General features: G+C 67.2%; 19 protein-coding genes. 17 read left to right on the top strand and 2 right to left on the bottom strand.

What is annotated here, in order from left to right:
* Positions 1-6 precede the first annotated feature (6 nt).
* The 3 genes from INQ41_RS04400 to INQ41_RS04390 all read left to right on the top strand — a co-directional run bounded on the left by INQ41_RS04400 (position 7) and on the right by INQ41_RS04390 (position 2090).
* Positions 7-882, top strand: a complete 876-nt coding sequence (locus INQ41_RS04400; protein WP_193986551.1) for a PhzF family phenazine biosynthesis protein — start codon at positions 7-9, stop codon at positions 880-882.
* A gap of 131 nt (positions 883-1013) precedes the next feature.
* On the top strand, positions 1014-1571 hold the full coding sequence (locus tag INQ41_RS04395) for a DUF1439 domain-containing protein (RefSeq protein ID WP_193986549.1): 558 nt from the start codon (positions 1014-1016) through the stop codon (positions 1569-1571).
* A gap of 39 nt (positions 1572-1610) precedes the next feature.
* Entirely contained in the window at positions 1611-2090 is a 480-nt protein-coding gene (locus INQ41_RS04390) for a PIN domain-containing protein (protein WP_193986548.1), read from the top strand.
* Positions 2091-2124: 34 nt separating this feature from the next.
* Here INQ41_RS04390 and INQ41_RS04385 read toward each other — a convergent pair whose 3' ends face one another.
* Both INQ41_RS04385 and INQ41_RS04380 read right to left on the bottom strand, forming a co-directional pair.
* Complete coding sequence (locus INQ41_RS04385; protein ID WP_193986546.1) at positions 2125-2925, bottom strand: 3-hydroxybutyrate dehydrogenase; 801 nt, start codon at positions 2923-2925, stop codon at positions 2125-2127.
* 109 nt (positions 2926-3034) lie between these two features.
* On the bottom strand, positions 3035-3526 hold the full coding sequence (locus tag INQ41_RS04380; RefSeq protein WP_193986544.1) for an SET domain-containing protein: 492 nt from the start codon (positions 3524-3526) through the stop codon (positions 3035-3037).
* Positions 3527-3700: 174 nt separating this feature from the next.
* On the opposite strand from INQ41_RS04380, the gene INQ41_RS04375 reads away from it, so the two are divergent.
* The 14 genes from INQ41_RS04375 to INQ41_RS04310 all read left to right on the top strand — a co-directional run bounded on the left by INQ41_RS04375 (position 3701) and on the right by INQ41_RS04310 (position 18982).
* Complete coding sequence (locus INQ41_RS04375; RefSeq protein ID WP_193986542.1) at positions 3701-4165, top strand: SUF system Fe-S cluster assembly regulator; 465 nt, start codon at positions 3701-3703, stop codon at positions 4163-4165.
* Positions 4166-4211: 46 nt separating this feature from the next.
* A complete protein-coding gene (gene sufB, locus INQ41_RS04370; protein ID WP_193986541.1) occupies positions 4212-5702 on the top strand; it encodes a Fe-S cluster assembly protein SufB in 1491 nt (496 codons plus the stop codon).
* A 77-nt stretch (positions 5703-5779) separates the two neighbouring features.
* Positions 5780-6556 (top strand): Fe-S cluster assembly ATPase SufC, encoded by a 777-nt coding sequence (sufC, locus tag INQ41_RS04365; protein WP_193986539.1) that lies wholly within the window; start codon positions 5780-5782, stop codon positions 6554-6556.
* Complete coding sequence (sufD, locus tag INQ41_RS04360; protein ID WP_193986537.1) at positions 6556-7848, top strand: Fe-S cluster assembly protein SufD; 1293 nt, start codon at positions 6556-6558, stop codon at positions 7846-7848. Before sufC ends, sufD begins: the two co-directional genes overlap by 1 nt.
* Complete coding sequence (locus tag INQ41_RS04355; RefSeq protein WP_193986535.1) at positions 7845-9122, top strand: cysteine desulfurase; 1278 nt, start codon at positions 7845-7847, stop codon at positions 9120-9122. The genes sufD and INQ41_RS04355 overlap by 4 nt, the downstream gene beginning before the upstream one ends.
* A complete protein-coding gene (locus INQ41_RS04350) occupies positions 9119-9718 on the top strand; it encodes a GNAT family N-acetyltransferase (RefSeq protein WP_193986534.1) in 600 nt (199 codons plus the stop codon). Before INQ41_RS04355 ends, INQ41_RS04350 begins: the two co-directional genes overlap by 4 nt.
* The gene (locus INQ41_RS04345) at positions 9711-10031 is read left to right on the top strand and encodes a non-heme iron oxygenase ferredoxin subunit (RefSeq protein ID WP_193986532.1); all 321 of its coding nucleotides are present in this window, start codon (positions 9711-9713) and stop codon (positions 10029-10031) included. The genes INQ41_RS04350 and INQ41_RS04345 overlap by 8 nt, the downstream gene beginning before the upstream one ends.
* A 248-nt stretch (positions 10032-10279) precedes the next feature.
* A complete protein-coding gene (locus tag INQ41_RS04340) occupies positions 10280-12607 on the top strand; it encodes a catecholate siderophore receptor Fiu (RefSeq protein WP_193986530.1) in 2328 nt (775 codons plus the stop codon).
* A gap of 12 nt (positions 12608-12619) precedes the next feature.
* Positions 12620-13312: a Fe2+-dependent dioxygenase gene (locus tag INQ41_RS04335; RefSeq protein WP_193986523.1), complete on the top strand. Its 693-nt coding sequence runs from the start codon at positions 12620-12622 to the stop codon at positions 13310-13312.
* Positions 13313-13538: 226 nt separating this feature from the next.
* Positions 13539-15728 carry a TonB-dependent receptor domain-containing protein gene (locus INQ41_RS04330; RefSeq protein WP_193986521.1) on the top strand — a complete coding sequence of 730 codons (2190 nt, stop codon included), beginning with the start codon at positions 13539-13541 and terminating at the stop codon, positions 15726-15728.
* Positions 15729-15821: 93 nt separating this feature from the next.
* The gene (locus INQ41_RS04325) at positions 15822-16460 is read left to right on the top strand and encodes a PepSY-associated TM helix domain-containing protein (RefSeq protein ID WP_193986519.1); all 639 of its coding nucleotides are present in this window, start codon (positions 15822-15824) and stop codon (positions 16458-16460) included.
* Between the two features lie 55 nt (positions 16461-16515).
* Complete coding sequence (locus tag INQ41_RS04320; protein ID WP_228076775.1) at positions 16516-17034, top strand: DUF2271 domain-containing protein; 519 nt, start codon at positions 16516-16518, stop codon at positions 17032-17034.
* 44 nt (positions 17035-17078) lie between these two features.
* Positions 17079-17891 carry a DUF4198 domain-containing protein gene (locus INQ41_RS04315; RefSeq protein WP_193986515.1) on the top strand — a complete coding sequence of 271 codons (813 nt, stop codon included), beginning with the start codon at positions 17079-17081 and terminating at the stop codon, positions 17889-17891.
* 2 nt (positions 17892-17893) lie between these two features.
* Positions 17894-18982, top strand: coding sequence for an FAD:protein FMN transferase (locus tag INQ41_RS04310; protein WP_193986514.1), 1089 nt, complete (start codon positions 17894-17896; stop codon positions 18980-18982).
* The last annotated feature ends 122 nt before the right edge of the window (positions 18983-19104 follow it).

Here is a 19104-nt window from a genome sequence, read left to right as displayed (position 1 = left end):
GCAACGATGACCCAGCGCCGCTATCTGCAACTGGATGTGTTCGCCGACCGGCCGGGCGCCGGCAATCCACTGGCCGTGGTGCTCGACACCGACGGCCTGGATGCAGCAACGATGCAGGCGATCGCCCGCTGGTCGGACCGCCCGGAGACGACCTTCGTGTTCGCGCCAGTCACCGCCGGCGCGGATTACCGCATCCGCATGTTCGCCCCCGACCGCGAGGTCCCGTTCGCGGGTCACCCCAGCATCGGCACGGCGTATGCGGTGCTGCAGGCGGGGATGGCCGGGTTGACTGACGGCCGCATCGTGCAGGAAGGCATGACGGGCCTGTTGCCGCTGCAGGTGGACGACCACGACGGCCAGCGATCCATCGCCGTGCGCACGCCGACGGCGCGGGTGGCCCAGGTCGGGCGCGCGGACGACACGACGCTGGCAGCGGCGCTGCGCGGCTTGCCCGTAGGCGGCCTGCCGCCGGCACTGATGGACGGCGGGCGGCGCTGGTGGGTGGCGGAGCTGGCCAGCGAGGCGGGATTGCGGTCGGCCACGCCGGACTGGGCTGCGATCGCGGAACTGGCTGCCAGGTCGGATTCCATGGGCGTGCTGGCCTTCGCCCGTGCAACTGGCGGCGACCACGACCTGGCGGTGCGGGCTTTCGTCGGCGCCGGCACCCAGTTCGAGGACGCCGCGTCCGGAGCCGCCAATGCCGTGCTCGCCGCCTGGCTGCGCGAGAATGATGCCCTGCCCGCTCGTGACGGGCGCTACGTGGCCAGCCAGGGACGCGAGGTGGGATTCGACGCGCGCCTGCACCTGCGCGTGGACGAGGACGGCGAGATCTGGTCGGGAGGCCGGGTCTGCCCGATCGTCAGCGGCACCATCGACTGGTAGCGCGAGCGCAACAGGGCAGGCGCATGGCACCGCGACAGGCGCTAGGATCAGCAGGCCGGCAACCCGTGTCGCCGGCGACCCTGCCGGTCCCAGGACTGGCTGACGGTCCGGTATTCGTTGAAGGAGTTTTCATGCGTACAGCCGTTGTTGTCGTGTGCCTTGCCGTGGCCCTGATCGTGGTTGCCGGCTGCTCCACCCTCAATACGTTTGGCTCCATGCTCGGCAGCCAAGTGACGTTTACCCAGCCGCAACTGCAGCGCTCGCTGGACCGGAGCTTTCCGAAGGAATACGACAAACTCGCCGGCCTGGTCACGCTGCGGCTTGACAAGCCCAGCCTGTCGATTCCCTACGACAGCAGCCGCCTTCGCTTGAGCCTGGACGCGACCGCGCTGACGGCTGCCAGCAGCCAGGCGCGACCGCTCGGACGCATCGTGGTCTCCAGCGGTCTGCGCTTTGACGGCCACACGCTCGGGCTGCACCTGCAGGATCCGAAAATCGAGGCCATCGAGAATGCGGGCAGCGCACTCAACGCCTCGTCACGGGACCTCATCAATGCCTGGCTGGCGGCATTCGCCGAGGACGAACCGATCTACCGGCTCGACCAAGATCTGGTCCAGCGACTGGTGTCGCGTCGCATCGGTGCGGCCCGGATCGACAACGGCGTGGTGACCCTGGATGTCTCGCAGTAGTTCGGTTCGCGCGTCGGGTTGAACAGGCCGGGCCTCCCAATGGACGGATTGCGCGGCGGAGAACGGATCGTTCTGGACACCAACGTCTGCCTCGACCTGTTGCTGTTCGACGATCCAGGTGTCGCCACCTTGGCGCAGGCACTGCTATCGGGCCGGCTAATCGCGGTGGCCAACGCCGACACGCGCGCGGAGTGGCGGCGCGTACTCGCCTACCCCGTGTTGCGTCTGGATCCGCGGCGCCAAGGGGAATTGATCGATTCGTTTGACGCTCTGGTTGCGGATGTCGCCGCTGCTCCCGCGGCTGCCAGATCAATGACGGCAGATCCGCCGCTGCCACGCTGCAGCGACCCCGACGACCAGAAGTTTCTCGAACTAACCCGGGACGCGGGTGCGCGCTGGTTGCTCAGCCGCGATCGCGACCTCCTCGTGCTGGCGAAACGCTGCCGGCGGCTCGGGCTCTTTTCAGTGATGACCCCGCACGCGTGGTCGAATGAATTCACCCTGCCGCTTGTGTCATAGCCGCCGCAGGGAGGTGCAGACCCGGTTCGTCCCGCTACTGCATGTACCAGCCGTGGCTGACCACGATGCTCTGCCCGGTCAGCGCCGCACTGGGGAACTCGGCCAGGAAGCGCACCGTCTGCGCGACATCCTCCACGGTGGTGAAGATGCCATCGACGGTCTGTCCCAGCATGACCCTCTTGACGACTTCCTCCTCGCTGATGCCGAGCTCTTTTGCCTGCTCGGGGATCTGCTTGTCCACCAGCGGCGTCCGCACAAATCCCGGGCAGACGACATGGCTGCGCACGCCGCGGCTGCCGCCTTCCTTGGCCAGCACGCGCGCCAGGCCGAGCAGCCCGTGCTTGGCCGTGACGTAGGGCGCCTTCAACTTCGACGCCTCGTGCGAGTGCACCGAGCCCATGTAGATCACCACGCCGCCGCGGCTTTCGCCCTGGCCGTCGTCGCGGTACATGTGCGGCAGCACCGCCTTGGTGGTCAGGAACGCCCCATCCAGATGGATCGCGAGCATCTTCTTCCAGTCCGCGAACGCGTAGCTCTCGATCGGATTGACGATCTGGATGCCCGCGTTGGATACCAGGATGTCGATCGGGCCGAGCGCCGCCACGGCCGCTTCGATGCCGGCATTGACCGCGGCCTCGTCGGTGACATCCATCGCGATGCCCATCGCGTCGCCGCCGGCATCCCGGATTTCCTCGGCCACCGCACTGGCGCCGTCCAGGTTGATGTCCGCAATCGCGACCCGCGCACCGGCACGCGACAGCTCGAACGCGATCTCCTTGCCTATGCCGCTGGCCGCGCCGGTGACAACGGCGACCTTGCCCTGGATCGAACTCATGACGGACTCCTGGAACCGCGCAAAGGGACCGTCGATCTTAACCAGTCGGTGGACGTGTCACGCGCGGCCCGGGGGTGCACCTATGTCCAATTGTGCCGGCGCCGGGCCGTCAGCTCTTGCGCTTGCCGCGCGGCTTGGACTTGGGTTGCAGGATCGTCCCGGTGCAGGTATCGGCGCCGCAGTAGCAGGCCCAGATCCGCTTCATCTTGGGCGTGTGCGCCTCGGCCAGGGTGATGCCGTAGTTGTAGACCAGTTCGTCGCCCGGCTCGATATCGCTGATCGCCTCGATGAACACGCGATCCAGGCTGCGATCCTCACCCTCGTGCTCGACCAGCAGCGCCTCGCAGTTGGGCTCGCAGCTGTGGTTGATCCAGCGCGCCACACCGCCCTTCACGTTGCCGTCGATGACGTACTCGTCGTTGAGGGTGAAAAAGAACGTGTGCCCGGACGAGGCATCGCCACTGTCGCCCGCGTCAACATCCGCATGCGTACGACGGGTGCCGGTGTATTCCACGATCCGCTCGCCCTTGGCGATCGGTGCGATGGCGAACACGCCGTTGCCGTGGATGGCGGAATGGCGGGCGATGATCTTGCGCGGCATGCGACGGTTCCAGCTGGAGACGATCCCCTATTGTGGCCCAGCGGCGGTGGCACGCCATAGCGAGTGCGACCTCGGACCGGCACCCCGCCTGCGCGTCTGAACAGGCAGATCGCCGGCCCGCTTGGAACAGCGACCAACAATCCGTACAATAACGGTACTGATTGAGGAGAACGCATGTTGCGGGTCACCAAGCTCACCGACTACGCCACCCTGGTGCTGACCACGCTGGCGGCGAACCCGTCGCAGGTGCTCAGCGCGCCGGAGCTGGCGGAGCGAGCCGGACTGGAGACCCCGACCGTCAGCAAGCTGCTCAAGCCGCTGGCCCAGGCCGGGCTGGTGGACGGCTTCCGCGGCGCCAATGGCGGCTACCGGCTGGCCCGTGCGCCCGAAGCCATCAGCTTGGTGGAAATCGTCGAGGCGATGGAAGGCCCGCTGGCGATGACCGAGTGCAGCATCCACGAAGGCAACTGCGGTATCCAGGACTCCTGCCATGTACGTGCGAATTGGCGCCACATCAACGATGTGGTCGCCGACGCGCTGCGCTCGGTCAGCCTGGCGCAGATGCTGGTTCCACCGCGTCCCGCCAGTGTCGCGGCTCCCGGTGCCAGGCGCATTGACGTGCGACTGGCCAACATCTGAACCCCGAACTCGACACACCCGTATCTGAACACAGGACAGGCAGCCAATGGCCACCCAGACAATCGACACTCCGACCGCACCGGCACGACCGCCGGGCGAGGACACCAACCGCGAGATCCACGCGCAGCTTGGACGGACCTACGAAGCCGGTTTCATCACCGACATCGAGACCACCAGCCTGCCGCCGGGCCTGAACGAGGACATCATCCGCCAGCTCTCCGCGATCAAGGAAGAGCCCGAGTGGATGACACAGTGGCGCCTGGACGCCTATCGCCACTGGTTGACGATGCCGATGCCCGACTGGGCCAAGCTCGACATCGCACCGATCGACCTGCAGGCGCTCAGCTACTACTCCGCGCCCAAGGGGCCCAAATACAAATCTCTGGACGAGGTGCCGCAGGAACTGATCGACACCTACGACAAGCTCGGCATTCCGCTGCACGAGCGCGCCAAGCTCGCCGGCGTCGCTGTGGACGTGGTGTTCGACTCGGTTTCGGTGGGCACCACGGTGCACAAGGAGCTGACCGAGAAGGGCATCATCTTCTGCTCGATGTCGGAGGCGATCAAGAACCATCCTGAGCTGGTCCGCAAATACCTGGGCACCGTGGTGCCGGTGGGTGACAACTACTTCGCCGCGCTCAACTCGGCGGTGTTCTCCGATGGCAGCTTCGTGTTCATCCCCGCGGGCGTGAAGTGCCCGATGGAGCTGAGCACCTACTTCCGCATCAACGCCGGCCATACCGGCCAGTTCGAGCGCACGCTGATCATCTGCGAGGACCGGGGCAAGGTCTCCTACCTGGAAGGCTGCACCGCGCCCATGCGCGACGAGAACCAGCTGCACGCGGCGGTGGTCGAGCTGGTCGCGCTGGAGGAGTCCGACATCAAGTACTCCACCGTGCAGAACTGGTACCCGGGCGACGAGAACGGCGTTGGCGGCATCTACAACTTCGTGACCAAGCGCGGCGAGTGCCGCGGCGCGCGCAGCCGGATCCACTGGACCCAGGTCGAAACCGGCTCGGCGATCACCTGGAAGTACCCGTCGTGCGTGCTCATCGGCGATGATTCCACCGGCGAGTTCCACTCCGTCGCCCTGACCCACCACCGCCAGCAGGCCGATACCGGCACCAAGATGATCCACATCGGCAAGCGCACCAAGTCGACGATCATCAGCAAGGGCATCAGCGCCGGCCGCGGCCAGAACACCTACCGCGGCCTGGTCAAGATGACCTCCAGCGCCGAGGGCGCGCGCAACTACACCCAGTGCGACTCGCTGTTGATCGGCAAGAAATGCGGCGCGCACACCTTCCCGTACATCGAGGTGCGCAACCCCACCGCGACCGTCGAGCACGAGGCAACCACCTCCAAGATCAGCGACGACCAGATGTTCTACTGCCGCGCGCGCGGCATCGGCGAGGAAGACGCGGTGTCGATGATCGTCGACGGCTTCTGCAAGCAGGTCTTCCGCGAGCTGCCGATGGAATTCGCCGTCGAGGCGAAGGCTTTGCTGGAAGTGAGCCTGGAAGGCGCTGTCGGCTGATTCCGACACCGCCTGCGACGGCAACCACTGCCGGACCCGACATTTTTTCCCGCCTGGCGGGACACGAGAAAACCATCATGCTGAAAATTGAAAACCTCCACGTCTCCATCGGCGACAAGGAAATCCTCAAGGGCCTGGACCTGGAGCTGCAGCCGGGCAAGGTGCACGCGATCATGGGCCCCAACGGTTCGGGCAAGTCCACGCTGGGCAACGTCATCGCCGGTCGAGAAGGCTATGACATCACCGCCGGCTCGGTGACCTTCATGGGCCAGGACCTGCTGACCATGGAGCCCGAGGAGCGTGCCGCACTGGGCGTGTTCCTGGCGTTCCAGTACCCGGTCGAGATCCCGGGCGTGAACAACACCTACTTCCTGCGCACGGCCTTGAATGCCCAACGCAAGGCGCGTGGGGAGACCGAAATCGACTCGATGCAGTTCCTCAAGCTGGTGCGCGAGAAGCTCGCCGTGCTGCACCTGAAGGACGAACTGCTGCATCGCGGCGTCAACGAGGGCTTCTCCGGCGGCGAGAAAAAGCGCAACGAGATCTTCCAGCTGGCGCTGCTGGAACCGAAGCTGGCGATCCTGGACGAGACCGATTCGGGCCTGGACATCGACGCCCTGAAGACGGTGGCCGAAGGCGTCAACGCGCTGCGCTCGCCGGACCGGATGTTCCTGGTAATCACCCACTACCAGCGGCTGCTGGACTACATCAAGCCCGACGTGGTGCACGTGCTGGCCAACGGCCGGATCGTGGAATCCGGCGGGCCGGAACTGGCGCTGCAGCTGGAAGAGCACGGCTACGAGTGGATCAAGGGGCGCATCGCCCCTGACGACGCACCGGAGGCGGTGGCCTGATGAGCGCATTGCTGGATTCGCTGGCGGCCCCTTTCGACACCCTGCCGTCGCGCGACGCCGCCGGCCTGGGCGGGGCGCGACGTGCGGCCCTCGACGCCGTGATGCGTGATGGTCTGCCCCACGCCCGTGTGGAGGCATGGAAGTACACGCCACTGCGCGCGCTTGAGCGGCGGACGTTCGAGTCTGTCGACGTGGCTCCCGCGATCGATCCCGCCCTGCTTGAGGCGATCCCCTCGCCGCGCATCGTGTTCGTCAACGGTCGCTACCACGAGGCCGGCTCCAACATCGCAGGGCTGCCCGCGGGTGTCACCCTGCAGCGCCTGTCCGAGGTGCTTGACGAAGGTGAAGCCGACGCCGCGGGTTTCATGCAGCGCAGCTACGATCGCAGCGACGAAGTGTTCGCCAGGCTCAATGCGGCGCTCGCCGCCGAGGGCGTCGTCCTGCGGGTGGGGGCCAACGAGCAGCCAGCCCAGGCGGTTCATCTGGTGTTCGTCGGCACCGGCGATGCCAGCGACCAGGCCTGGCACCTGCGTCACCTGATCGAGCTTGGCGAGGGCGCGCACCTGAACCTGGTCGAGCACCAGCTGATGGCCGGTGAGCATCGCCACTTCGCCAACTCGATCCTGCAGGTGCAACTGGACAAGGGTGCCCGCCTGTCGCACGCGCGCCTGCAGGACGAGTCGGCCGGCGCGACCCTGATCCACCGCACCGATGCCGTCGTGGGCGAGGACGCCGAGTACCGCCGCATCGACCTGGAACTGGGCGCCGGCCTGTCGCGCCACGAGCTCAACGTGGTGCTGCTGGGCGAGCGCTCGCACGTGCACGCCAACGGCGTGTTGCTGGCCGACGGCAAGCGTCATCTGGACACCCGTCTGGGGATTGATCATGCAGGGCGCGACAGCACCTGCGAACTGGTCTGGCGCGGCATCGGCTCGGGGCGCTCGCGCGTGGTCTTCCACGGTGGCATCCAGATCCGCCAGGGCGCGGATGGCAGTGACGCCATGCTCTCCAACAAGAACCTGCTGCTCAGCGAAGGCGCGGAGATCGATACCCAGCCGGTGCTGGTCATCCACGCCGACGAGGTCCAGGCCGCCCATGGCGCCACGGTGGGGCAGCTGGATCCCACCGCGATGTTCTACCTGCGCACGCGCGGCCTGCCGTCCGAGCAGGCGCGGCAGATCCTGACCGCCGCGTTCTGCCGCGAGACCCTGTCCGTGCTGGAGGACACCGGCATGCGCGATGCGGCGCTGGCCCGACTCGACCACGCGCTTGAACGGTCCATTCCGGCATGACCGCCGCGGCGTCAGGCAATGCGCCGCAGGCACCCGCGGCGCCTGCAGCCGGCCCGGGTGCGGTCGACTGGGCGAAGATCCGCGCCGACTTCCCGCTGCTGACCCGCCAGGTCCACGGCAAGCCGCTGGTGTACCTGGATTCGGCCAACACCGGTCAGAAGCCGGCGGCGGTGATCGAAGCGGTCGACGACTTCTACCGCCACCACAACGCCAACGTCAGCCGCGCAGTGCATGCGCTCGGCTCGGAGGCCACCGAGGCCTACGAGGGCGCCCGCCGCAAGCTGGCCCGCTTCCTCAACGTGCGCAGCGACGAGCTGGTGCTGTGCAGCGGGACCACCTTTGCGATCAACCTCGTCGCCTACAGTTGGGCCTTGCCTCGGCTGCAGCCGGGCGATGCCATCGTGCTCACGCGGATGGAGCACCACGCCAACATCGTGCCGTGGCAGCTGGTCGCCGAGCGCACCGGCGCCGTGCTCAAGGTCGCCAATCTGGACGAGCGCGGAGACCTGGACCTGGAGCACCTGTATTCGCTGCTCACACCCGAGGTGCAGCTGCTCGCCTTCACCCACGTCTCCAACGTGCTCGGCACGGTCAACCCGGTGCGCGAGATCTGCAGGCAGGCCCGCAAGCGCGGCATCACCACGCTCGTGGACGGCTCGCAGGCCGCGCCGCATCTGGCGCTTGATGTGGCCGCCCTGGGGTGCGACTTCTACGCCCTCACCGGCCACAAGATGGTCGGCCCAACCGGCACCGGCGTGCTGTGGGCACGCCCCGAGCACCTGAAGGCCATGCCGCCCTTCCTCGGCGGCGGCGAGATGATCCGCGAGGTCAGTTTCGAGGGCACCGTGTTCAACGATGCGCCGCACAAGTTCGAGGCGGGCACGCCCAACATTGCCGGCTTCGTGGGACTCGGCGCGGCGGTGGATTACCTGGGGGCGATCGGGATGGACAACATCGCGGCGCGCGAACAGGCGCTGCTCGATTACGCCACCGCCGCGCTGGAGAAGGTGCCGGGTGTGCGGATCTTCGGCAACGCACGCGAGAAGGCCGCGGTGATCAGCTTCCTGGTCGAAGGCGCCCACGCCCACGATCTGGCCACGCTGCTGGACCTGGAAGGCGTTGCCGTGCGCTCGGGACACCATTGCGCGCACCCGCTGATGCACCACTTCGGCGTTCCGGCCACCTGCCGGGCTTCGTTTGCGTTCTACAACACCTTCGAAGAGATTGACGCCTTCGTAGCGGCGCTGGGCAAGGTGAGAAACCTGCTGGCATGAGCACGGCCGCCCTGCACTTCCGCGCGGCGACGGCTGCCGACCTCGACGGGTTGCTGGCGCTGGTCCAGTCTGCCTACCGCGGCGAGTCGAGCCGGGCCGGTTGGACCACCGAGGCCGATCTCCTGGACGGGCAGCGCACCGACGTCGCCGACCTTCAGGCCTGCCTGGCGCGTGCCGACAGCATGCTGCTGGTGGCCGAGAGGCCGGGCGACGTCGACACCGACCCGGCCGGTATCGTCGCCTGCGCGTATATCGCTCCCGACGAGGACAACCCCTCTGAAGCCGCACAGTTCGGCATGTTCGCGGTTCGGCCGCAGTTGCAGGGCAGCGGTGTCGGCAAGGCCGTGATGGACGAGGCCGAGCGCCTCGTCCGTGACGAATGGCAGCTGCCTCTGATGCGCATGAGCGTGATCGATGTTCGCGAGGAACTGATCGGCTTCTACCAACGCCGCGGCTATCAGCGCACGGGGAGCCACAAGCCCTTTCCCTACGGCGACGAGCGCTTCGGCCTTCCCCGTCGCCCCGACCTGCGTTTCGAGATTTTGGAAAAGCGCCTGCGCACTGCGCCGGACACGGAGGAGCCCGGCAATGATTGAATGGACCCTGGTCTGCAGCACCGCCGAGCTGCTTCCCGGCGAATCCACCGTCGCCTGGGACGGCGACACGCCGATCATGGTGGTCAACTTTGATGGCACGTTCTACGCGTTTGAAGACAAGTGCTCGCATGAAGACTTCCAGCTCTCGGCCGGCCGTTTCGATGGCGAGACGGCGACCGTGGAATGCGTTCTCCACGGCGCGAAGTTCGACGTGCGCGACGGCAGCGCCCTGTGTGCGCCTGCTTACGAGCCGGTGGTGAAGTTCCCGGTCAAGGTCGAAGACGACAAGGTCTGGACCCGCGACGACCGCTGAGTCGGCGCCGCCGTTCGCCGTTCGACACACGCGCGCCACGCGGCGATCGTTCGCCGTGTTTCGTCTTTTGCTATTGCGAACGATTCTCGATTGCGTTTAACATTGCGCCGTTCCTGCAGCGGCGCCAGACCGTATTCACGATCGTCCGATCCTTCGGATCCGGTGCCATCGCGGGGCTTTCCTTCAATCAACCAGAGTGGTGATACGCCCACGCGGCCGCGTCACGCCTGGCTCCCCAAGGCACCCGAATGTCCCCGATCACCAGCCGCAAGCATCCCGTCTCACTCCGCAAACCGGGCTCCAGCCAACCTTCCAGCCTCTCGGTCTCGCTGCTGACCGGCCTGGTCCTGGCGGCGCCGCTGGCCGCATCGGCGCAGTCGACCGGTGGCCCTGCCGCCGACGCCACCGATTTCGAGACGGTCCACGTCGAGGGCAAGCGCGGCAAGGTGTATTCCTCGGGCCAACTGTCCTCGCCGAAGTTCAGCCAGCCGCTTCTGGACACCACCCAGACCATCAACGTGATCGGCAGCGACCTGTTCAATGAGCAGGGCGCGACCAACCTCACCGAAGCGCTGCGCAACAGCCCCGGCGTCGGCACTTTCTACGCGGGCGAGAACGGCAACACGACGACCGGTGATGCGATCTACCTGCGCGGTTTTGACACCTCCGGCAGCATTTTTGTCGACGGCGTGCGCGACCTGGGATCGATCTCGCGCGACGTGTTCAACATCGAACAGATCGAGGTGGCAAAGGGCCCCGCGGGCACCGACAACGGCCGCACCGCCCCGACCGGCGCGATCAACCTGGTGAGCAAGCAGGCCCACGCCCACGACCGCACCTCGGTCAGTGCGTCCTACGGCAGCGCCGACCAGAAGCGCGTCACCGCGGACTGGAACCAGACCCTGGGCGGCACGAGCGCGCTGCGCCTGAACCTGATGGCGCAGGACAGCGGCGTTCCCGGTCGCGACACGATTGAGAACAAGCGCTGGGCGGTCGCTCCATCGCTGGCTTTCGGCCTGGGTACCCCGACGCGCACCACCCTCAGCCTGTTGCACGTCAAGCAGGACAACCTGCCCGACGGCGGCGTGCCAACGATCGGTCTGCCCGGCTACAGCTCGCCCGATCCGAGCCGTCCGCAGCTCGGCGATGCCGACCCGGTCGCGTCCAGCAACTTCTACGGCACGCTGTCGGACTACGACGACGTCACCGCCGACATGGCGACGCTGCGCATCGAGCACGACCTTTCCGACGCGACGCGACTCATCAATACCACCCGCTGGGGCAGCACCAAGCAGGACTACCTGCTGACGGCGTTCATGGGTTCGGCCGCCAACCTGGTCACGCCGGACCTTGATGACCCGTCCGGCTGGACCGTGGCGCGCTCGCTGCCGACGTTCAAGAACCAGCGCAACACGATCATGACCAACCAGACCGCGCTGGCGACCCGGTTTGATGCCGGCGGCTTGCGCCACGACCTCAGCGCCGGGATGGAGCTGACCCGCGAAGAGCTCGACACCTACGGCATGCGCGCCGTGACTGGCACGGCCTGGCCGGCAGTCAACCTGTATCGACCGAACCCCGACGTGACCGGCCTGCAGTGGGAGCGCAGCGGCGCCCGCGGCGAGGGTCGCACCGACACCGTGGCGGCGTACGTGTTCGACACCATCGCGTTCAACGAGCAATGGCAGGTCAACGGCGGTGTGCGCGCCGACCGTTACAAGACGCAGTTCCAGAGCACCGTGCCCTGCGGTGGTCGTCGCGGCCCGGATTGCGGAAGCCTCGATGAAGGCTCCATCGTGCCCGGGGTGGATGCGCGCATCTCCGACACGCTGCTGAACTGGAAGCTCGGTGCGCTCTACAAGCCAGTGGCCAACGGCAGCTTCTACGCCAACTACGCGGTCGCCCAGCAACCGCCCGGCGGTGGAAGCCTGGAATTGAGCGACGCGGACCGCAGTCCCGACAACCCGGCGCTCGACCCGCAAAAAGCCCGCACTGCCGAGATCGGCACCAAGTGGAACGTCCTCGACCAGCGCCTGATGCTCACCGCCGCGCTCTACGACACCCGCATCAGCAACGAGCTCATCCGCGACCCGGTCGACCAGCAGTACTACCAGACCGGTCACAAACGGGTCCGCGGCGTGGAGCTCAGCGCCGTGGGTCAGGTGACCGATGCGTGGTCGGTGTCGACCGGTTTCACCGTGATGGACACCGACGTCCTGTCGGGTCCCGCGGTAAGCACTGACGGATCCACCGACCTGACCTACACGCCCAAGCGCGCGTTCACCGCGTGGTCGACCTACGATTTCCCCAACGGGCTGACCATCGGCGGCGGCGCGCGCTACTCCGGCGAGCTCAAGCGCGGCGTGGACGGCGCGGTGGGCACCCCGGCGTACACCAAGGACTACTGGGTCGTGGACGCCGTCGCCAGCTATGCCGTATCGCCGAATCTGGATCTGCGCCTGAACCTCTACAACCTGCTGGACAAGGACAATGTGGCCGCGATCAACAAGAGCGGCTACCGCTACACCCCCGGCACGCCGCGCTCGATGATGTTCACCGTCAACTACCACTTCTGATCGGAGCCCGCGATGCTGTTGCATGTCCCCGGCGTACTGGACGACGCGTCCCTGTCCCGGATCCGCAAGACGCTGGAAGGCGCCGCCTGGACCGATGGCCGCGAGACCGTCGGCCCCCAGGGCGCCGGGGTCAAGCGCAACCTGCAGTTGCCCGATGGCTCGCCGGTGCGACACGAGTTGGGGCAGCTCGTCACTGCCGCACTCGCCGCCAGCCCGCTGTATTTCGCCGCCGCCCTGCCCCTGCGTGCGCTGCCGCCGCGTTTCAACTGCTACCAGGGCGGCGGCACCTACGGCCTCCACGTCGACGGCGCGGTGATGACCCCGGCCGCCCCGCCGGGGCAGGTCGCCGCGACGATGCGCACCGACATCTCGTGCACGCTGTTCCTGTCCGAACCCGACGAGTACGACGGCGGCCAGCTGGTGATCCACGACACCTACGGCACGCACGAAGTGAAGCTGCCCGCCGGTGACCTGATCCTGTATCCGTCGAGCAGCCTGCACATGGTCGAGCCGGTGACGCGGGGCGCCCGGCTGGCCGCGTTTTTCTGGATCCAGAGCCTGATCCGCGACGATGCCCAGCGCCGGATGCTGTTCGAGATGGACACGGCGATCCAGTCCCTGACCGCGTCGGGCGCGGATGCCGCTGCGTTGCTGCAGCTCACCGGCGTCTATCACAACCTGCTCCGGCGCTGGGCGGAAACCTGAGCCGAGCCGACGGCTGCGCGGCCGTGAGGCGAAGGGATGGCGCTCGCCACGCCTGCAACGCTTGCAACTGAGAACCATTATCATCTACGATGGCCCTGTTCATGAAACAGCGGCGCCTTCGTTACCGCCCCACGCGCTGCAAATTTCACCACCTTTCCGCTAGCGCTCTCGCCGACAAAAGCCGGCGGCTTCGCCTTGCACGTCCTATGGGAATCCCTTCCAGATCATGACCGCGCCCCGTCCGAACCGTTCCATCTCACCCCTTGCCCATCACCGTCGTGCCGGCCTTGGACTGGCGCTGCTGCTTGCCCTGTCGTCTCCGCTCATCGCCAGTGCAGCGGCCGGAGTTGCCGGCGACGCGGCCACGGCCGGTCCCATCGATCTGGATGCGGTCGTCGTCACCGCCGCCGGCTTCGAGCAGATGGTGCGCGAGGCGCCGGCCAGCATCACCGTGCTCACCCGCGAGGAACTGGTCCAGCAGCCCATCCACAGCCTGGCAGACGCGCTGGTGAACGTGGAAGGCGTGGACATCGGGGTCGGCGTGGACAAGACCGGCGCGCCCCAGATCAGCCTGCGCGGCATGCCGTCCAGCTACACCCTGGTGCTGATCGATGGCCGCCGCCAGAACACCTCCGGCAACGTCGCGCCGAACAATTTTGGCAACACCGCGAACAACTTCATCCCGCCGATGTCGGCGATCGACCGCATCGAGGTGATCCGCGGCCCGATGTCGACCCTGTACGGATCGGATGCGATGGGCGGGGTGATCAACATCATCACCCGCAAGGTCGGCGCGGCATGGGCAGGCTCGGTCGGGTTGGAGACCACCCGTCAGGAGGATTCGTCCTTCGGCAACCTGTATGGCGCGAACTTTTTCATTGACGGTCCACTGGTTCACGACCTGCTCGGCCTGTCGCTGCGCGGGGGCTGGTTCAAGCGCGACGCCTCCGACATTGCGTATACCGACCTGGACGGCGAGGAGATCGTCCCCTGGATGGGCGCCAACCCGGTCAGCTACGACAGCCACAACGTGGGCGCGCGGCTGGCGCTGACGCCATCGGACGACCACGACCTGTGGCTGGACGTCACCAGCGGACGCCAGGAGTACGACAACAGCACCGGCCAGATGGGCACCCTGGGCGCCGGCGGATACGCCCCGAGCCTGCGCTTCAACCGCGACCAGGCCACCCTGGCGTGGGATGCGCGCTACGACTTGGGCGCACTTGAGAGCAGCCTGCAGCAAACCACCACCGAGACGATCGGGCGGCTGCTGCCGGCCGGCACGGCGGGCGCCGGCAGCCCGCGCGAGCTGGAAAACCGCAATCGCGTCTTCGACACCAAACTGGTGACCGACATCGGCAGCAACAAGCTGACCGTCGGTGGCCAGTACCTGGACGCTAGACTGGTCGACGGCGTGGCCAGCGACGCCTTCCAGTTCCACCAGTGGGCGCTGTTCGCCGAAAACGAGTGGAGCATCAACGACGCGCTGAACCTCACCGTCGGCGCGCGCCACGACGACCACAGCACCTTTGGCAGCCACCTCAGTCCGCGTGCGTACCTGGTCTGGAACGCCAACGCGAACTGGGTGGTGAAGGGCGGCTACAGCGAAGGCTACCGTTCGCCCAACATCGAGGACCTGACCGCGGGCATCAAGGGCTTCGGCGGCCAAGGCACCATCCCGCTAATCGGCACCCCGACGCTGAAGCCGGAAACCAGCGCCACCACCGAGCTGGGCGTGTATTACGCGGCCGACAACGGCTTCAGCTCCAGCCTGACCGTGTTCAACAACGATTTCAGCGACAAGATCGCCAGCGGCACGCCGGTAGCCAACTGCGCATTCGGGCTCAGCCAGGCCGCGTACAACGCCGCGGACTTCTCCGGCTCAAGCTGCGTCGACGTGGGCTGGTTTCCGCGCTCGGCGACGCTGGGCCAGACCGTCAACATCGACAAGGCCGTGACCCGCGGCGCGGAATTCGCCCTGCAGGTTCCGCTGGCCGAGGCATGGAAGCTGCAACTCAACTACACCCGCACCGACAGCGAGCAGAAAAGCGGCAGCGGCAACGGCACGCCCTTGACCAACACGCCCAGGAACCTGCTCAACGGCAGCGTGAACTGGCAGGCGACCGACGCGCTGGCCCTGTACCTGCGCGGCGAGTACCGCAGCGCGCGCTACCGGGGTGCGGGCGCCGCGCAGGACCAGCTGGGCGACTACAAGCCCTACTCCCAGTTCCACCTGGGCGGGCGCTACCGGGTGACCGACGCGATCAGCCTCAACGCGGCGGTGTACAACCTGTTCGACAAGGACTTCGTCGACTACCTGCCGTATGACGACAACGGCACCGTGGCCTACGCCAACACCCGCAGCACCAGCGAGGCCGGCAGGCGCCTGTGGCTGTCGGTGAACGTGGACTTCTGAGCCTGCGCATGACGCCGGCCGAATGATCAATTGCGACTGATTCTCATCTGCAATATGATTGCCGATCGTGCCAATCCCGGTGACCGCGACTCCATGACCGCCACTGCCACAACCACCAGCAGCGCCAGCTCCACCCGGGGCTGGTGGCTGAAGACGCTGCACCGATGGCACTGGATGAGCGCGGCCGTCAGCCTGGCGGCCTTGCTGGTGTTTTCGGCCACCGGCATCACCCTCAACCATGCTGCCCAGATCGAGGCGACCCCGCGCGTGGACACCCGCACCGACACGCTGCCGGCGAGTGTCCTGCGCAGCCTTTCGGGCGATTACACCGAGGGGGCGCCCCTGCCGGCCAGCGTCGTCGACTGGCTGGCGACGGAGATGAACGTCCTTGCCAAGGGCCGCAGCGCCGAGTGGTCCGCCGACGAAGTCTATGTCTCCCTGCCCCGCCCGGGCGGCGACGCCTGGCTGGCGATCGACCGCGCCACCGGCGAGCTGGAGTACGAACAGACCAGCCGCGGCGTCATCGCTTGGCTCAACGACCTGCACAAGGGCCGCAACACCGGCGCGGCCTGGCGCTGGTTCATCGACCTGTTCGCGGTGGCGTGCCTGCTGTTCGCCCTCACCGGCCTGTGGCTGCTGCACATGCATTCCCGCCAGCGCGGAAAAACCTGGCCGATGGTCGGCCTCGGCGTGGCGCTGCCGGCGATGCTGATCATCCTTTTCATGCATTGACACCCAGAGGTCCTGCCCGATGCCGCACCGTCTCTTCAGCAAGCCACCTGCCCGCTTGCGTGCAATCGCCACAGCCGCGCTGTTGGCGATGCTGGTCCTGCCCGCCGCGCTGCCAGCCGCCGAGCTGGACATCAGCGTCGAGATTCCCCGCCTGAACGTGTCCGAGTACCACCGCCCGTACGTGGCCATGTGGCTGGAGCGGCCTGACCACAGCGTCGCCGCCAACCTGGCGGTCTGGTACGACGTCGAGATGAAGGCGGGTGAGGGCAGCAAGTGGCTGAAGGACATGCGCCAGTGGTGGCGCCGCAGCGGACGCTCCACGCCGATGCCCGTCGATGGGGTAAGCGGCGCGACGCGCCCGGCCGGACAGCACCAGCTGCGCTTCAACGACGCAAAAGGGCCGCTGAAGGGCCTGCCGCCCGGCAAGTACGAACTGGTCATCGAGGCCGCGCGGGAAGTCGGCGGCCGCGAAGTCGTCAGCGTGCCCATCACCTGGCCCGGCTCGTCCCCGCAGCAGTTGAAGGCCAAAGGCACTTCCGAGCTGGGTCAGGTGCGCGTCTCGATCACGCCTTGAGCCTGCGCTCGCCACATCCACACCGATCCCCAAAGGAATCCGCAATGAACCTCAAGCTCATCGGCATCGCCACCGCCCTCACGCTGTGCCTGGCGCCATTGGCCGCCTCCGCGCACAAGACCTGGCTGCACCCCTCCGGCACCGTGTTTTCCGACACCGGCGCGTGGATGACCGTCGACGCGGCGGTTTCCAACGACCTGTTCTATTTCAACCACGTGCCGCTGCGCCTGGACGGCCTGCAGGTCACCGCGCCCGACGGCAGTCGCGTGGCGCCGCAGAACAGCGCGACGGGCAAGTACCGCAGCGTGTTCGATCTCGAGCTGACCCAGCAAGGCACCTACAAGCTGGCGGTGGTCAACCACGGCATGTTCGCGCAGTACCAGCTGGACGGTGAGAACAAGCGCTGGCGCGGCGCGCCTGCCGAGTTCAAGACCGGGATTCCGGCCGCCGCGACCGACGTTGAAGTGTCCGAGTCACTCGGCAGCGTCGAGACGTTCGCCACGGTGGGCTCGCCGACCAGGAGCGTGTTCAAGCCGTCTGGCAAGGGCATCGAGATGGTCCCGGTGACGCATCCGAATGACCTGTATGCAGGCGAGACGGCGACCTTCCAGCTGCTGCTCGACGGCAAGCCCGCGGCCGGGCTGGAGGTCGAGATCATCCCCGGCGCGAGCCGTTACCGCGACCAGCCCGAGGAGATCAAGGCGGTGACCGGTGCAGACGGCAACTTCCAGGTGAAGTGGCCGCACGCGGGCATGTACTGGCTGGAGACCACCAGCACCGACGAGCTGACCTCGCTCCCCGAGGCCAGCAAGCGGCGCCTGAGCTACGTCGCCACCCTTGAAGTGCTGCCGCAGTAGGCATGCGTCTCGCGACTGCCCTGTCAGCGTTGGTGCTCGCCTGCGTGGTGCCTGTGGCCGCGTGTGCAAACGCGGGGCTGGCGTCGACGGCTCCAGCGACGGCAGCGGAGACGGCGACGGTCGCGCCGTCCGCGGCCCAGTCGATGCAAAGCATGAACGGGCTGACGATGGGCACGACGTGGTCGGTGAGGCTGCAGGCCGATGCGGCGGCGGTCCCCGACCTTCAGCGCGATGTGCAGGCGCAACTCGACCTCGTGGTCGCGCAGATGAGCACCTGGGAGCCCGGTTCCGACCTGAGTCGTTTCAATCGCGCTGCCGCCGGCACCCGACAGCCGCTGCCGCCGGAAATGCGCCAGGTCATGGACGCCGCATTGGCACTGGCCCGGGACACCGGCGGCGCGTTTGATCCGACTGTCGGCGCGCTGGTCAACCTGTGGGGTTTCGGGCCGGATGGGGAACGCAGGGCGCCTGATGCCGCGTTGCTTGATCGGACCATGACACGCGTGGGCTGGCAACGCCTGAAGCTTGACGCCTCTGGCGTCATGACCCAGCCGGGCGACGCGTATGTGGATCTGTCCGGAATCGCCAAGGGCTACGCGGTCGACCAGGTCACGCGCTATCTGCTGGCGCAGGAAGTGCCGGCTTTCCTGGTGGAGGTGGGCGGCGAACTGCGCAGCCACGGCCACAAGCCCGATGGCACGCCGTGGCGGATTGCCGTGGAGCAGCCCACGCCGGCCGACTTCAACGAGCACGCAGCGGCCGCGCAAGCAGTGGTCGCGCTGGACGGCGTGGCCATGGCGACCTCGGGGGACTACCGGCATTTTCTCGCTGAGGACGGGCGGCGTTACTCGCACACCATCGACCCCCGCAATGGCCAGCCGGTCTCGCATGGCCTGGCGTCGGTATCGGTACTGCACGCCGAGTGCATGCATGCCGACGCGCTGGCGACCGCGCTTACCGTGCTCGGTCCCGCGCAGGGCTGGGACTACGCCCGCCGCCGCAAGCTTGCCGCGTTCTTCGTATGGCACGACGGGGACGGCTTCAAGACGCGCATGACTCCGCAATTCCGCGCCGCACTCTCACCGCTGTGAACAGCATTCCGACACCAACCGCATCGGCTCCCGGGTTCCCGCAACGCCCGCCAGTGACGCTCGGAGCGCTCGGCAACGGCCTGCTGATCCTCGCCCTCGCCGCACTCGCCGCTGGCTTGGCG

Origin of the sequence: Lysobacter ciconiae (assembly GCF_015209725.1) — a bacterium.
In the GTDB taxonomy this organism is placed as follows: domain Bacteria; phylum Pseudomonadota; class Gammaproteobacteria; order Xanthomonadales; family Xanthomonadaceae; genus Novilysobacter; species Novilysobacter ciconiae.
Note: the sequence above shows the minus strand (reverse complement) of the source record. Positions and strands in the feature narration are given on the sequence as shown.

Excerpts from the sequence above, each read along its gene's own strand:
- INQ41_RS04325 (WP_193986519.1), top strand. The coding sequence starts at position 15,822 with ATGACCGCCACTGCCACAACCACCAGCAGCGCCAGCTCCACCCGGGGC.
- INQ41_RS04335 (WP_193986523.1), top strand. The coding sequence starts at position 12,620 with ATGCTGTTGCATGTCCCCGGCGTACTGGACGACGCGTCCCTGTCCCGG.
- INQ41_RS04395 (WP_193986549.1), top strand. The coding sequence starts at position 1,014 with ATGCGTACAGCCGTTGTTGTCGTGTGCCTTGCCGTGGCCCTGATCGTG.
- INQ41_RS04385 (WP_193986546.1), bottom strand. The coding sequence starts at position 2,925 with ATGAGTTCGATCCAGGGCAAGGTCGCCGTTGTCACCGGCGCGGCCAGC.
- sufC (WP_193986539.1), top strand. The coding sequence starts at position 5,780 with ATGCTGAAAATTGAAAACCTCCACGTCTCCATCGGCGACAAGGAAATC.
- INQ41_RS04315 (WP_193986515.1), top strand. The coding sequence starts at position 17,079 with ATGAACCTCAAGCTCATCGGCATCGCCACCGCCCTCACGCTGTGCCTG.
- INQ41_RS04375 (WP_193986542.1), top strand. The coding sequence starts at position 3,701 with ATGTTGCGGGTCACCAAGCTCACCGACTACGCCACCCTGGTGCTGACC.
- INQ41_RS04310 (WP_193986514.1), top strand. The coding sequence starts at position 17,894 with ATGCGTCTCGCGACTGCCCTGTCAGCGTTGGTGCTCGCCTGCGTGGTG.
- INQ41_RS04355 (WP_193986535.1), top strand. The coding sequence starts at position 7,845 with ATGACCGCCGCGGCGTCAGGCAATGCGCCGCAGGCACCCGCGGCGCCT.
- INQ41_RS04380 (WP_193986544.1), bottom strand. The coding sequence starts at position 3,526 with ATGCCGCGCAAGATCATCGCCCGCCATTCCGCCATCCACGGCAACGGC.
- INQ41_RS04345 (WP_193986532.1), top strand. The coding sequence starts at position 9,711 with ATGATTGAATGGACCCTGGTCTGCAGCACCGCCGAGCTGCTTCCCGGC.
- INQ41_RS04330 (WP_193986521.1), top strand. The coding sequence starts at position 13,539 with ATGACCGCGCCCCGTCCGAACCGTTCCATCTCACCCCTTGCCCATCAC.
- INQ41_RS04400 (WP_193986551.1), top strand. The coding sequence starts at position 7 with ATGACCCAGCGCCGCTATCTGCAACTGGATGTGTTCGCCGACCGGCCG.
- sufD (WP_193986537.1), top strand. The coding sequence starts at position 6,556 with ATGAGCGCATTGCTGGATTCGCTGGCGGCCCCTTTCGACACCCTGCCG.
- INQ41_RS04350 (WP_193986534.1), top strand. The coding sequence starts at position 9,119 with ATGAGCACGGCCGCCCTGCACTTCCGCGCGGCGACGGCTGCCGACCTC.
- sufB (WP_193986541.1), top strand. The coding sequence starts at position 4,212 with ATGGCCACCCAGACAATCGACACTCCGACCGCACCGGCACGACCGCCG.
- INQ41_RS04390 (WP_193986548.1), top strand. The coding sequence starts at position 1,611 with ATGGACGGATTGCGCGGCGGAGAACGGATCGTTCTGGACACCAACGTC.
- INQ41_RS04340 (WP_193986530.1), top strand. The coding sequence starts at position 10,280 with ATGTCCCCGATCACCAGCCGCAAGCATCCCGTCTCACTCCGCAAACCG.